The organism is Pseudomonas sp. B21-047, assembly GCF_024748775.1.
Lineage (GTDB): Bacteria > Pseudomonadota > Gammaproteobacteria > Pseudomonadales > Pseudomonadaceae > Aquipseudomonas > Aquipseudomonas capeferrum.
Window position 1 is genome coordinate 5822769 of sequence record NZ_CP087169.1, and the last position, 11986, is coordinate 5834754.

Consider the following 11986-nt stretch of genomic DNA (forward strand, 5'->3'; position numbering starts at 1 on the left):
GCGAATGGGGGCACGCGGTGCCTGGCACCGGCTTCGCCGGTATTCGCGGGGCAAGCCCGCTCCCACCAGAGCCCATTACTCAATCAATGACGTGGAAGTTGCTCCATGGGGCAATTTCTTGTTCGAGATAATTGCACCCGCAGAAATTTCACTCATTAACGCTTGTTGGCGAAGAGATATAGCCCTACCACCAGCCCGACGGCACACAGCCCCGCCACATAATAAGCCGGCGCCATTGGGCTGACCTTCAACAGCGCGGTGACCACCATCGGCGTCAACCCACCGAAGATGGCGTAGGCCATGTTGTAGGAGAACGACAAGCCGCTGAAACGCACCACCGGCGGGAAGGCCTTGACCATCACGTAGGGCACGGCGCCGACGATACCGACGCACAGACCGGTCAGCGCATACAGCGGGAACAACAGGTCGGGGCGGGTTGGCAGGCTGTGGTAGAAGGTCCAGGAGCTGGCCAGCAGCAGCAGGCTGCCAACGATGAATACGCGCCCGGCGCCGAAGCGGTCGGCCAGGCGGCCGGCAGCGATGCAGCCGAGGCTGAGCAGGACGATGGCCAGGCTGTTGGCCTTGAGCGAGTCGGTCGGGCTGACCTGATAGAAGCTCTGCAGCAGCGCCGGTGTCATCAGGATCACCACCACGATGCCGGCCGACAGCAGCCAGGTCAGCAGCATCGACAGGACGATCGCGCCACGGTGGTCACGCAGCACCGCACGCAGGGGCAACTCTTCGGCCAGGGCCTTGCGCTGCTGCATCTCGGCGAACACCGGGGTTTCGTGCAACCAGCGGCGCAGGTACACCGAGAACAGGCCGAACACACCGCCCAGCAGGAACGGGATACGCCAAGCGTAATCGGCCACTTCGCCAGGGGTATAGACACTGTTGATCAGCGTGGCGACCAGCGAGCCGAGCAAGATGCCCGAAGTCAGGCCGGCCGTCAGCGTGCCGCAGGCGTAACCGGTATTGCGTGCAGGGACGTGCTCGGAGACGAACACCCAGGCCCCCGGCACCTCACCGCCAATCGCCGCGCCCTGGATCACGCGCATCAACAGCAGCAAGATCGGCGCCCACAGGCCGATCTGTGCATAAGTGGGCAACAGGCCCATGATCAGGGTCGGCAGGGCCATCATGAAGATGCTCAGGGTGAACATCTTCTTGCGCCCCAGCAGGTCGCCGAAGTGCGCCATGACGATGCCACCCAGCGGCCGCGCCAGGTAGCCGGCAGCGAAAATGCCGAAGGTCTGCATCAGGCGTAGCCATTCAGGCATGTCGGCCGGGAAGAACAGCTTGCCGACCACCGTGGCGAAGAACACGAAGATGATGAAGTCGTAGAACTCCAGGGCACCGCCCAGTGCGGACAATGAAAGGGTCTTGTAGTCGCTGCGGGTCAGCGGCCGCGAAGGCTGCTCGATACTGCTCGGCACGGAGGTCATCGGTCTTTCTCTTGTAGGTCATGCAGGCCGCTGGGTGCGCGACTTCTGGATTGGTAGACGGGCGAAGATAGCAAATTGCCGAGCCGCGCCGAAAGCGATACAAAATCCATACAGATATTCATGAAAGCGCGGTCGTCGCTGGCCGTTATGCTCTATATACTGGCCATTCGTAGGAAAAGGTTGCTCCTAGCGTGGGATGTTGTGCGAAAACGCCGGTCTTTATGTCAGGCGGTTTCGCAGAGTTTCCCTACGGCCGCCCAGTGAAACGAAATCGGCGTAGTATGTTTCCAGCTGAATCGTTTACCCGGCCTTTGCGCCACACCAACGAAAAGCGTCACGGGTCAGAGGCCCCATCGCATGATTGAGCTCGAACAAGAAGATCCAATCCCGCAAGGCGACCTGGCCTTGCAGATCACCGCACTCCCTCGTGAGACCAACGGCTTCGGCGACATCTTTGGCGGCTGGCTGGTTGCCCAGATGGACCTGGCCGGCACCGCCATGGCCAGCCGCGTCGCTGGCGGCCGTGTGGCCACGGTGGCCATCGACCGCATGGCCTTCCTGGTCCCGGTAGCCGTGGGCGCGCAGCTGTCGTTCTATACCCAGACCCTGGAGATCGGCCGCAGCTCGATCCAGATGATGGTCGAAGTCTGGAGCGACGACCCGCTGTCCAGCGAATGGCGCAAGGTGACCGAAGCGGTCTTCGTGTTCGTCGCCATCGATGGCAGTGGCCGCACCCGCTCTGTGCCTCGTCGCTAAGCCCGGCCAGCGGTAAACTCATTGCATGTGCCCGGGTCCAAGGCCCACTGGCAATCAATGAGACGAACGTAATGGCTACCTTCAAGGTCGACACCGAGCAACACGGCGAACTCAACTGCTGGCGCATCACCAGCGAGCGGGCCGAACTACTGATCGCCCAGCAGGGCGCGCAGATCCTCAGCTACCAGCGTGTGGGCGAACCGCCGCTGCTGTGGCTGAGCGATCAGGCCATTTTCCGCCAGGGCAAATCGGTACGCGCCGGTGTACCGGTGTGCTGGCCCTGGTTCGGCAACCTGCAGCGCAACCCCCAGGCCGTGCAGGCCATGTACCGCGGCGAGCAAGCGCCCGCCCACGGCCTGGCGCGCGCGCGTGACTGGCAGTTGCTGGGTATCGAGGAAGTGGGCGATGGCCTGCGCATCGAGTTCGAACTGCCCGAAGCCCAGGGCGACCTGCCCGGCTGGCCCCATGATGTGCAGCTGAAACTGGTGGTGGAACTCGGCGAGCGCCTGGCGCTGAGCCTGACCAGCCGCAACATGGGCAATACCCCTGTCACCCTCAGCCAGGCCCTGCACAGCTACTTTGCGGTGAGCGATGTGCGCCAGGCGCGGGTCGAAGGGGTCGAGGGGCTGGGCTATATCGAGACCCTGGCTGACTGGGAACAGCGCCAGCAGCAAGGGCCGCTGGGGTTTGCCGGGGAGACCGACCGAATTTACCTCGCCACCCCGCAAACCCTGAGCATTGTCGACCCGCATTGGCAGCGGCGGATTACCTTGACCAGCAGCGGCTCACGCTCGGCGGTGATCTGGAACCCGTGGACCGAGCGGGCCCGGGAGCTGGCGGACATGGCCGATGACGGATGGCAGCAGATGCTGTGCATCGAGACGGCCAATGTGTGGGATGACGTGGTGGAGCTGAGGCCTGGGGCGACTTGCTCGCTGAGTGTCAGTATCGGCAGTGAAGCCATCTGAGCCTTGCGATGACTTTGCCGGCCTCTTCGCGGGGCAAGTCGGATCGCCGCACCGCCGCTCCCACAGGATCATCATAGGTACCGAGCATTACGGGACCTGTGGGAGCGGCGGTGCGGCGATCCGACTTGCCCCGCGAGGAGGCCGGTACAGGCAACCTCAGAGATCAGCTTCTTCCACCACCCTCACCTTCTGCGCATCCAAGGCATAGGCTGCATCGGCCAGGTCGTTGCTGACCTTCTCCACCTTCAACGCCCCGCTGACCCACAGCGGCGTGTAGATATCATCAATCTTCAGCCCCTTCGGATAACGCACCAGCACCAGCTGGTTCGGTGGCGGTGGCGGCACATGGATGCACGCGCCAGGGTATGGCACCAGGAAGAACAAGGTGCTGTTGCCCTTGGCATCGCTTTCCAGCGGCACCGGGTAGCCGCCCAGGCGGATGTCCTTGCCGTTCATGGCCGCCACGGTCTTGGTCGAGTACATCACCGCCGGCAAGCCCTTGCTCTGCTTGAGGCCGCCTTTGTCGGTGAAGGTGCCTAGGGCCTCCGGCGAGTCGTGATCGATTTCGGGCATCTGTTCGAGAGCCTTCTGGTCCGACTTGGGCATCAGCTCCAGCCAGTCGGTTTCAGGCAGCTCGGCACGGGCCAGGGTGCTGGCCAGAAGCAAGGGGATGAGAAAAAAGGCACGCATGGCAATGCTCGGCAACTCGGATGAATTGCCGGGCATTCTAAACGGTATTCAGCGCTTTCTGATCAATCCGTAGATCACCAGAAGGACGACGGCACCGACCAGTGCCCCCAAGAAACCTGCCGCCTGCCCGGCCTGATAAATGCCCAGCGCCTGGCCGCCGTAGGTGGCGAGCAAGGAGCCTGCGATACCCAGCAGGATGGTCATGATCCAGCCCATGCTGTCGTCCCCTGGCTTGATGAAACGCGCCAGCAGCCCGACGATAAGGCCTATGAAGATGGTCCCGATGATGCCCATGGCAATCCCTCTGCAGTGAAAATGGAACAAGCCAAAGCCTAGACAGCGCTTTGACTTGTTGCCATTTCAGAGGGCAGGTAGCACGCAGAAGTTCGATCAGCTGGCGATCAAAGCCTCTACCTCGGCGATCTTGCGCTCGAGGGTGGCCATGTCATGGCAGCGCAGGGTGGCATGGCCAACCTTGCGCCCGACCTTGAAAGCCTTGCCGTAGTGGTGCAGGTGGCAGTCGCCGATGGCAACCACCTTGTCCACCGCTGGCACTTCGCCGATGAAGTTGAGCATGGCGCTCTCACCGACCTTGGCGGTTGAACCCAACGGCAGGCCGGCCACGGCACGCAGGTGGTTCTCGAACTGGCTGCACTCGGCGCCTTCGATGGTCCAGTGCCCGGAGTTGTGCACACGCGGGGCGATTTCGTTGGCCTTCAGGCCACCGTCAACTTCGAAGAACTCGAAGGCCATCACGCCCACGTAGTCCAGCTGCTGCAGCACGCGGCCGACGTAGTCTTCGGCCAGGGCCTGCAGCGGGTGCGCTGCGCTGGCCACCGACAAGCGCAGGATGCCGCTGTCGTGGGTGTTGTGCACCAACGGATAGAAGCGGGTTTCACCGTCGCGGCCACGCACGGCCACCAGCGAGACTTCGCCGGTGAACGGCACGAAGCCTTCCAGCAGGCAGGGCACGCTGCCCAGCTCGGCGAAGGTATCGACCACGTCTTCAGCGCTGCGCAAGACCTTCTGACCCTTGCCGTCGTAGCCCAGGGTGCGGGTCTTGAGCACGGCCGGCAGGCCGATGCTGGCGACTGCCGCGTCCAGGTCGGCCTGGGAGAGAATGTCGGCGAAGGCCGGGGTGGGGATGCCCAGGTCGCGGAACATGCTCTTCTCGAACAGCCGGTCACGGGCAATGCGCAGTGCCTCGGCACTGGGGTAGACCGGGACGAACTGCGAGAGAAACGCTACGGTCTCGGCCGGAACGCTTTCGAACTCGAAGGTCACCAGGTCGACTTCGTCGGCCAGCTGGCGCAGATGGTCCTGGTCACCGTAGTCGGCGCGCAGGTGCTCGCCCAGCGGCGCGGCGCAAGCATCAGGTGCCGGGTCGAGGAAAGCGAAGTTCATGCCCAGCGGAGTACCCGCCAGAGCCAGCATGCGGCCGAGCTGGCCACCACCGATTACACCGATCTTCATGGGGTCAGCCTCAAGCCTGGCGCGGGTCTGGATTGTCCAGCACGGTGTCGGTCTGTTCCGTGCGGAACTGCTTGAGCGCCGCGTGGTACTGCGGGTACTTGGCGCCCAGGATGCTCGCCGACAGCAGTGCCGCGTTGATCGCGCCAGCCCGGCCGATGGCCAGGGTCGCGACCGGTACGCCGGCAGGCATCTGCACGATCGACAGCAGCGAATCGACGCCCGACAGCATCGACGACTGGACCGGCACGCCCAGCACCGGCAGGTGGGTCTTGGCGGCGCACATGCCTGGCAGGTGGGCTGCGCCACCGGCACCGGCGATGATCACCTCGATGCCACGGCCTTCGGCCTCTTCGGCATACTGGAACAGCAGATCCGGAGTACGGTGGGCGGAAACCACCTTCACTTCGTAGGGAATGCCGAGTTTTTCCAGCATATCGGCGGTGTGGCTAAGGGTGGACCAATCGGACTTGGAGCCCATGATCACGCCAACCAGTGCACTCATCGTCGAGCCTCTTCGCTTGTGCGCCCTTGGGCGCGTCAAAAAACAACAAGCCACGCGGGACGACCGGCGTGGCTTGTTTGCTGATCAGGACCGGAGCTATCCGGTCGAAAGGCCGCGCAGTATACCGTAACCCAGGGCGATGCTGGCACCCCCGGCGACCAACTGTCGGCCCTATTTTTCGGGGCTTTGGCTGACTTTTGGGTCAACCGCCGCTGCACCTTCGAGCTTGCGCCACAGCAAGCGCACGTTGGCCTTGCGCACCAGGGCGCAGCGGTACAGGCGGATTTCCAGGGGGACATGCCATTGGCTGCCACCACAGATCGCCAGCTCGCCCCGTTCCAGCTCGCCGCGCATCGACAGGCGTGGCACCCAGGCGATGCCCATGCCTTCCAGCGCCATGCTCTTGAGGCTGTCGGCCATGGCGGTTTCATAAACGGTGGTGTAGCGCAGGTTGCGCTGGCGCAGCAGCAGGTTGACCGACCGGCCGAGGAAGGCGCCGGCGGTATAGGCCAGCAGCGGCACACTGCCCTCGCCTTCCAGGTCGAACAATGGCTGCCCGCCGGCATCGACGGCACACACCGGCAACATTTCGGTGTTGCCCATGTGCAGCGAGGGGAAGATTTCGGCGTCCATCTGCAGCGCGGCGTCGGGGTCATAGAAGGCCAGCATCAGGTCGCAACCCCCTTCACGCAGGGCATGCACCGCATCCCCGACGTTAGTCGCAACCAGGCGGGTGGCGATGTTCAAGCCATCGTTGCGCAACTGGGCAACCCACCGCGGGAAGAACCCCGAGGCCAAGGAGTGTGCTGCTGCCACCTGGACAACTTCGCCCTGGCCACCTTCAAGGTGATGCAAATGGCGCAGAATTTCGCCCAACTGGTCGACAACGGTACGCGCTGTGACCAGGAAAAGCTGCCCGGCCTCGGTCAGCTCAATCGGCGTGCGGGAACGGTTCACCAGCTGCAGGCCCAAGGCTGCTTCCAGGCTGCGAATACGACGACTGAAGGCCGGTTGAGTGACGAAACGCCGTTCTGCCGCCTGCGAAAAACTGCGGGTGGCGGCCAGCGCGCTGAAGTCTTCCAGCCATTTGCTTTCCAGGTTCACGAAGCACATCTCCCGGCATGCACCAAAATGGAACACGCTCGAATGTCAATTGGCGTCACATGAAACACTATGCCGTTTGTGCATAGGTTAGCGTGCAACAGCATTGGCCGCAAAATCCTCTTCAGGCCTAGGATTAGCGCCATTCCGGCATGTGCCGGGTCAAATTCGAGATGATATACATCATGTCTTCCGCTGCATCGTTCCGCGTCGAAAAAGATCTGCTGGGTACCCTTGAAGTTCCTGCTGATGCCTACTACGGCATCCAGACCCTGCGCGCTGCCAACAACTTCCACCTCTCCGGTGTTCCGCTGTCGCACTACCCGAAACTGGTAGTCGGCCTGGCGATGGTCAAGCAGGCAGCTGCTGACGCCAACCGAGAGCTGGGGCACCTGAGCGATGCCAAGCACGCCGCCATCAGCGCCGCTTGCGGACGACTGATCAAGGGCGACTACCACGAGCAGTTCGTGGTGGACATGATTCAAGGCGGTGCTGGTACCTCTACCAACATGAACGCCAACGAAGTCATCGCCAACATTGCGCTGGAGGCCATGGGCCACCAGAAGGGTGAGTACCAGTACCTGCACCCGAACAACGACGTGAACATGGCGCAGTCGACCAACGACGCCTACCCGACCGCTATTCGTCTGGGTCTGCTGTTGGGTCATGACGCCCTGCTCGCCAGCCTCGACAGCCTGATCCAGGCCTTCGCTGCCAAGGGCAAGGAATTCGACCACGTACTGAAGATGGGCCGCACCCAGCTGCAGGACGCCGTGCCGATGACCCTGGGCCAGGAATTCCGCGCCTTCGCCACCACCATGACCGAAGACCTCAACCGTCTGCGTTCGCTGGCGCCAGAGCTGCTGACCGAAATCAACCTGGGTGGTACCGCCATCGGTACCGGCATCAACGCCGACCCTGGTTACCAGATGCTGGCCGTTCAGCGCCTGGCGACCATCAGCGGCCAGCCGCTGGTACCGGCTGCCGACCTGATCGAAGCCACCTCCGACATGGGCGCCTTCGTGCTGTTCTCCGGCATGCTCAAGCGTACCGCGGTCAAGCTGTCGAAGATCTGCAATGACCTGCGCCTGCTGTCCAGCGGCCCGCGTACCGGCATCAACGAGATCAACCTGCCAGCGCGTCAGCCAGGCAGCTCGATCATGCCAGGCAAGGTCAACCCGGTTATCCCGGAAGCCGTCAACCAGGTGGCCTTCGCCATCATGGGCAACGACCTGGCCCTGACCGTCGCCGCCGAAGGTGGCCAGCTGCAGTTGAACGTGATGGAGCCGCTGATCGCCTACAAGATCTTCGATTCGATCCGCCTGCTCCAGCGCGCCATGGACATGCTGCGCGAGCACTGCATCGTCGGTATCACTGCCAACGAACAGCGCTGCCGTGAACTGGTCGAGCACTCGATCGGCCTGGTCACCGCCCTGAACCCTTACATCGGCTACGAAAACGCCACCCGTATCGCCCGCGTTGCGCTGGAAACAGGCCGCGGTGTGCTGGAACTGGTGCGCGAAGAGAAGCTGCTGGACGAAGAGATGCTCAACGACATCCTGCGTCCGGAAAACATGATCGCACCGCGTCTGGTTCCGCTGAAGGCGTAACCGACCGCTTCACCTGTCTCACCAGGTCGAGGGACTAGACACCTCTCAACCTTTCAAAGGCCCGAGCGCATGCTTCGGGCCTTTTTTTGCCTGCGCGTTTCGAGCCGCCGTGCAACCTGCGCATCCCGGCACACAACTTGCTCCATAATGCATCCCACCCAACGGGATACCGAGCATGCTGCACAGCCACCTGACCACCCTCAACGCGGTTTCGCTGATCCTCAACGTCTTCCAGGCAGAGGGTTGCGAGGCGGCGGCCTTGCTGGCCGGCAGCGGCATCGGCCCGGCGGACCTGGGGCATGCCGACGCACGCATCACCACCCAGCAAGAGCTGCAAGTGTGTGCCAATGCCGTTGCCCGGCGTGAAGACATCGGCCTGGAGCTGGGCCAGCGCATGCATGTGTCGTGCTATGGCATGCTCGGTTACGCCCTGCTCTCCAGTGCCACTTTGGGTGACGCCCTGCGCCTGGCACTGCGCTTTCCGGCACTGCTGGGAACAGTCTTCGAGCTACGCCTGATCGACGATGGCCAGCGCGTCTGGCTCAGCGCCAGCGACTACCGTGACAGCCCCGCGCTGACCGCCTTCAACGCCGAGTTCTGCCTGGTCTCGCTGAAAGTGATCTGCGACGACCTGCTTGGCCGTCCACTGCCGCTGCTCGGCACCCGTTTCGAACATGCCCGGCCGGGCTACCACAGCCTATATACCCGTGCCTTCCAGTGCCCGATCGGCTTCGCTGCCGAGGACAACGCCTTTGCCTTCGAACGGCGTTGGCTGGACATGCCGCTACCGTTGGCCGACCCCATCACCCACAAAGCCATGGGCGAGCGCTGCCGGCGCCTGAACCTGGAGTTCACAGGGCGCCAGGCCTGGCTCGGGCGAATTCGCCAACTACTGGCCCAACAACTGGATGCAGCACCCGGGCTTGAGGGCCTGGCGCGGCAGATGAACTGCTCATCGCGGACCTTGCGCCGGCACCTGCAGGCACTGGGCAGCAGTTATCAACAGTTGCTCGATGAACTGCGCTTCGAGCGGGCCAAGCAGTTGCTGGCCGATGAGCACATGCCGATCTACCGCATTGCCGAAACCTTGGGGTTCAGCGAAACGGCCAGCTTCCGCCATGCCTTCCAACGCTGGAGCGGAGTGGCGCCTAGCCATTTTCGCGGGTAAGCCCGCAAAAGTGGCCAGCGAGCTTGGCCACATCGATCCCCTTTTGGCCGTTTGCGTCGTTCTCCCTGGCAGGGCCTGCACTGAAAATGGGCCCACGCCAGTTCAACCGGAGAACAACAATGCTGACGATCTATTCCGATGACCACCGCCTGCACCACGGCCGCTGCGAGCTGATCGACGGCAAGCTGATGCCCTGCTTCGAAATGCCCTCGCGCGCCGACCATGTGCTCGATCAAGTGAACAAACGCCAACTCGGCGATGTACAGGGCCCAACCGACTTCGGCCGTGCACCGCTGCTGCGAATCCACAGCGCCGATTACCTGGACTTCTTCGAGGGCGCCTGGGCGCGCTGGGCCGCACTGGGCCACGACGGCGACCTGCTGCCCTTCACCTGGCCAGCCCGCACCCTGCGCCAGCTAAAACCCACCGGCCTGCATGGTGAACTCGGCTACTACAGCTTCGACGCAGGCGCACCGATCACAGCCGGTACCTGGCAGGCTGCCTACAGCGCCGCCCAGGTCGCACTCACCGCCCAGGCGGCGATCCAGCAAGGCGCCCATTCGGCATTCGCCCTGTGTCGCCCACCAGGGCATCATGCCGCCGCCGAAGTCATGGGCGGCTACTGCTACCTCAACAATGCCGCCATCGCCGCCCAGGCCTTCCTTGACCAGGGCCGCCGCAGAGTCGCCATCCTCGACGTCGACTACCACCACGGCAACGGCACCCAGGACATCTTCTACGCCCGCAACGATGTGTTGTTTGCCTCGATTCATGGCGATCCGCAAGCCGAGTTCCCGTTCTTCCTCGGTTACGCCGACGAAACCGGCGAAGGGGCCGGCGAAGGCTGCAACATCAACTACCCTTTGCCGGCCGGCAGTGACTGGGCAGCCTGGAGCGCCGCACTGGAGGACGCCTGCCAGCGCATCGCCGACTACGACGCCGATGTGCTGGTGATCTCGCTGGGCGTGGACACCTTCAAGGACGACCCTATCTCGCAGTTCAAGCTGGACAGCCCGGACTACCTGGCGATGGGCAAGCGCATCGCCCAGCTCGGCAAGCCGACCCTGTTCGTGATGGAAGGCGGCTACGCTGTGGAAGAAATCGGTATCAACGCGGTCAATGTGCTGGAAGGCTTCCAGCACGCCCAGCCAGGAGCCCGGTAATGGCCCGACTCAAGCGTCTGCTCGCCCCGTTAATCGCTGCCACCCTGTTCACCGGTGCCCTGCAGGCCCAGGCCGAGCAGCGTACCTTGCGCGTCTACAACTGGTTCGACTACATCACCCCGCAGACCTTGGTCGACTTCCAGAAAGACAGCGGCGTGAAGCTGATCTACGACATTTTCGACACCAACGAGGCGCTGGAAGCCAAACTGCTTACCGGTAACTCCGGCTATGACGTGGTGGTGCCGTCCAACGTGTTCCTGGCCAAGCAGATCGAAGCCGGTGTGTTCCAGCCGCTGGACCGCAGCAAGCTGCCGAACTGGCAACACCTGGACCCGGCCCTGATGAAGCTGATCGAAGCCAACGACCCCGGCAACAAGTTTGCCGTGCCCTACATGTACGGCACCGTGCTGATTGGCTTTAACCCGGCGAAGGTCAAGGCGGCGCTCGGTGAAAACGCACCCGTGGACAGCTGGGACCTGATCTTCAAGGAAGAGAACATCGCCAAGCTCAAGCAGTGTGGCGTTGCCCTGCTCGATTCGCCTTCCGAGATTATGCCGCTGGCCCTGAAGTACCTGGGGCTGGACCCCAACAGCGCCAAGCCCGACGACTACAAGAAGGCCGAGGCGCTGTTGCTTAAGATTCGCCCGCACATCACCTACTTCCACTCTTCCAAATACATGGCCGACATCGCCAATGGCGATATCTGCGTGGCGGTGGGCTACAGCGGCAGCTTCTCGCAAGCCGCCAATCGGGCTCACGATGCGAAGAACGGCGTGGTGGTCGACATGCGCCTGCCCAAGGAAGGCGCGCCGATCTGGTTCGACATGCTGGCGATTCCGAAAAACGCCGCCAACCCGCAAGAGGCTCACACGTTCATCAACTACCTGCTGCGCCCCGAGGTGATAGCGCCGATCAGCGACTTTGTCGGGTACCCGAACCCGAACAAGGACGCGACCGACAAGGTCAGCCCAGCGATTCGCAATAACCCCAACCTGTACCCGACGGCAGAGGCGATGGCCAAGCTGTACACCCTCAAACCACTGCCACGTGATGCCGAACGGGCACGCACCAGAGCCTGGACCCGCATCAAGTCCGGCACCTGAGCCGTGG

General features: G+C 63.0%; 12 protein-coding genes. 6 read left to right on the forward strand and 6 right to left on the reverse strand.

Annotated features, from left to right (window positions below):
* Positions 1-155: 155 nt before the first annotated feature.
* Positions 156-1445 (reverse strand): MFS transporter, encoded by a 1290-nt coding sequence (locus LOY26_RS26335; RefSeq protein WP_033702373.1) that lies wholly within the window; start codon positions 1443-1445, stop codon positions 156-158.
* Positions 1446-1802: 357 nt separating this feature from the next.
* On the opposite strand from LOY26_RS26335, the gene LOY26_RS26340 reads away from it, so the two are divergent.
* Together LOY26_RS26340 and LOY26_RS26345 are read left to right on the forward strand one after the other, a co-directional pair.
* The gene (locus LOY26_RS26340) at positions 1803-2201 is read left to right on the forward strand and encodes an acyl-CoA thioesterase (protein WP_003253317.1); all 399 of its coding nucleotides are present in this window, start codon (positions 1803-1805) and stop codon (positions 2199-2201) included.
* A 71-nt stretch (positions 2202-2272) separates the two neighbouring features.
* Complete coding sequence (locus LOY26_RS26345) at positions 2273-3169, forward strand: D-hexose-6-phosphate mutarotase (RefSeq protein ID WP_258714252.1); 897 nt, start codon at positions 2273-2275, stop codon at positions 3167-3169.
* A gap of 156 nt (positions 3170-3325) precedes the next feature.
* Here the strand turns inward: LOY26_RS26345 and LOY26_RS26350 are convergent, their stop codons facing one another.
* From LOY26_RS26350 to LOY26_RS26370, 5 genes are all read right to left on the reverse strand, one after another.
* A complete protein-coding gene (locus LOY26_RS26350) occupies positions 3326-3859 on the reverse strand; it encodes a DUF3299 domain-containing protein (RefSeq protein ID WP_162181159.1) in 534 nt (177 codons plus the stop codon).
* 48 nt (positions 3860-3907) lie between these two features.
* A complete protein-coding gene (locus tag LOY26_RS26355; RefSeq protein WP_033702379.1) occupies positions 3908-4153 on the reverse strand; it encodes a GlsB/YeaQ/YmgE family stress response membrane protein in 246 nt (81 codons plus the stop codon).
* A 96-nt stretch (positions 4154-4249) separates the two neighbouring features.
* Positions 4250-5332, reverse strand: coding sequence for a 5-(carboxyamino)imidazole ribonucleotide synthase (locus LOY26_RS26360; RefSeq protein ID WP_033702381.1), 1083 nt, complete (start codon positions 5330-5332; stop codon positions 4250-4252).
* Positions 5333-5342: 10 nt separating this feature from the next.
* Entirely contained in the window at positions 5343-5834 is a 492-nt protein-coding gene (gene purE / locus LOY26_RS26365; protein WP_016489856.1) for a 5-(carboxyamino)imidazole ribonucleotide mutase, read from the reverse strand.
* A 171-nt stretch (positions 5835-6005) separates the two neighbouring features.
* Positions 6006-6938: a LysR substrate-binding domain-containing protein gene (locus LOY26_RS26370; RefSeq protein WP_077068706.1), complete on the reverse strand. Its 933-nt coding sequence runs from the start codon at positions 6936-6938 to the stop codon at positions 6006-6008.
* A 182-nt stretch (positions 6939-7120) separates the two neighbouring features.
* Between LOY26_RS26370 and aspA the strand changes: the two genes are divergently transcribed.
* The 4 genes from aspA (at position 7121) to LOY26_RS26390 (ending at position 11979) form a co-directional block, all read left to right on the forward strand.
* Positions 7121-8545 carry an aspartate ammonia-lyase gene (gene aspA, locus LOY26_RS26375; RefSeq protein WP_033702596.1) on the forward strand — a complete coding sequence of 475 codons (1425 nt, stop codon included), beginning with the start codon at positions 7121-7123 and terminating at the stop codon, positions 8543-8545.
* 175 nt (positions 8546-8720) lie between these two features.
* The gene (locus LOY26_RS26380) at positions 8721-9713 is read left to right on the forward strand and encodes an AraC family transcriptional regulator (protein WP_033702385.1); all 993 of its coding nucleotides are present in this window, start codon (positions 8721-8723) and stop codon (positions 9711-9713) included.
* A 119-nt stretch (positions 9714-9832) separates the two neighbouring features.
* Entirely contained in the window at positions 9833-10876 is a 1044-nt protein-coding gene (locus LOY26_RS26385) for a histone deacetylase family protein (RefSeq protein ID WP_033702387.1), read from the forward strand.
* Positions 10876-11979, forward strand: a complete 1104-nt coding sequence (locus LOY26_RS26390) for a polyamine ABC transporter substrate-binding protein (protein WP_033702389.1) — start codon at positions 10876-10878, stop codon at positions 11977-11979. Before LOY26_RS26385 ends, LOY26_RS26390 begins: the two co-directional genes overlap by 1 nt.
* Positions 11980-11986: the final 7 nt, after the last annotated feature.

What these genes read in the sequence shown, in the direction of transcription:
- LOY26_RS26380 (WP_033702385.1), top strand. Translation starts at nt 8,721, where the DNA reads ATGCTGCACAGCCACCTGACCACCCTCAACGCGGTTTCGCTGATCCTC.
- purE (WP_016489856.1), bottom strand. Translation starts at nt 5,834, where the DNA reads ATGAGTGCACTGGTTGGCGTGATCATGGGCTCCAAGTCCGATTGGTCC.
- LOY26_RS26345 (WP_258714252.1), top strand. Translation starts at nt 2,273, where the DNA reads ATGGCTACCTTCAAGGTCGACACCGAGCAACACGGCGAACTCAACTGC.
- LOY26_RS26335 (WP_033702373.1), bottom strand. Translation starts at nt 1,445, where the DNA reads ATGACCTCCGTGCCGAGCAGTATCGAGCAGCCTTCGCGGCCGCTGACC.
- aspA (WP_033702596.1), top strand. Translation starts at nt 7,121, where the DNA reads ATGTCTTCCGCTGCATCGTTCCGCGTCGAAAAAGATCTGCTGGGTACC.
- LOY26_RS26340 (WP_003253317.1), top strand. Translation starts at nt 1,803, where the DNA reads ATGATTGAGCTCGAACAAGAAGATCCAATCCCGCAAGGCGACCTGGCC.
- LOY26_RS26390 (WP_033702389.1), top strand. Translation starts at nt 10,876, where the DNA reads ATGGCCCGACTCAAGCGTCTGCTCGCCCCGTTAATCGCTGCCACCCTG.
- LOY26_RS26350 (WP_162181159.1), bottom strand. Translation starts at nt 3,859, where the DNA reads ATGCGTGCCTTTTTTCTCATCCCCTTGCTTCTGGCCAGCACCCTGGCC.
- LOY26_RS26355 (WP_033702379.1), bottom strand. Translation starts at nt 4,153, where the DNA reads ATGGGCATCATCGGGACCATCTTCATAGGCCTTATCGTCGGGCTGCTG.
- LOY26_RS26360 (WP_033702381.1), bottom strand. Translation starts at nt 5,332, where the DNA reads ATGAAGATCGGTGTAATCGGTGGTGGCCAGCTCGGCCGCATGCTGGCT.
- LOY26_RS26385 (WP_033702387.1), top strand. Translation starts at nt 9,833, where the DNA reads ATGCTGACGATCTATTCCGATGACCACCGCCTGCACCACGGCCGCTGC.